We start from the raw sequence: 798 nt of genomic DNA, 5'->3' as shown, positions 1-798 counted from the left end.
GATGATCAATAAGCTTAAATTGGCTGGGAAAAGGTATAAAATTGAGTACTATTAAAAGCTAAAATAAGTGAATGTTTCGTTTTGAGTTTGCGCGAAATTTCGAATTTTGATTCTTAAATTTACACCCTGGAAAAGATCTACCAGACGAAACTAAGCGGCATCCATTTTTATCCCGAGACGGCCCTGAAAGAGGGCATACTGTCCGTTGTGGAGCAGGAACGTTACCGGGGGCGGGTACTTTTCCTGGATATCTGGGGCACCTGGTGCGGTCCCTGCCGCGACGAATTCCCCCATATGCAGAAGGTCAAAGACGAACTGCAGGATGCGGAAATTACCTACCTTTATTTCTCCGATGAGAAAACGGAAGCGCCCGAAGCGCACTGGATGAAGACGGTGAAGTTCTACAATCTGAAGGGAGACCATTACCTGGTGAAAAAGGATCTGATCTTTCAGTTTCTCAAAGATATCGATCAGTATAAGCCAATGTTTTCGTATCCTACCTACATGATCGTGAACCGCCGGGGTGAGATCATCGATCACGCTGCGCCGAATCCCAGCGATAAGGAAGCACTGCTGGCCGCGTTGCGGAAAGCACTGGCGGAAGAATAATTAATCTAAGTTGCGATGTAACTTAGGTAGCGGGTAGAGAGTAGCGGGTAGAGGGATTACCTATCGTTAGAATGGAGCAAAATCGCTCATTTTAACGGTTGCAGTCTCTCTACGCTTTACCATCTACTCTCTACAATTCAAGTATCGAATTCTATATTAAAATCAAGAACGGGAGTGAAAAAGGTCTCC

The 798-nt window shown here is 45.2% G+C and carries 1 protein-coding gene; it reads left to right on the top strand.

What is annotated here, in order from left to right; translation table 11 throughout:
• Nucleotides 1–117 precede the first annotated feature (117 nt).
• Nucleotides 118–609, top strand: a complete 492-nt coding sequence (locus CRP01_RS41730; protein WP_099156032.1) for a TlpA family protein disulfide reductase — start codon at nucleotides 118–120, stop codon at nucleotides 607–609.
• Nucleotides 610–798: the final 189 nt, after the last annotated feature.

Origin of the sequence: Flavilitoribacter nigricans DSM 23189 = NBRC 102662, from assembly GCF_002646595.1 — a bacterium.
GTDB classification, from domain to species: domain Bacteria; phylum Bacteroidota; class Bacteroidia; order Chitinophagales; family Saprospiraceae; genus Flavilitoribacter; species Flavilitoribacter nigricans.
Note: the sequence above shows the minus strand (reverse complement) of the source record. Positions and strands in the feature narration are given on the sequence as shown.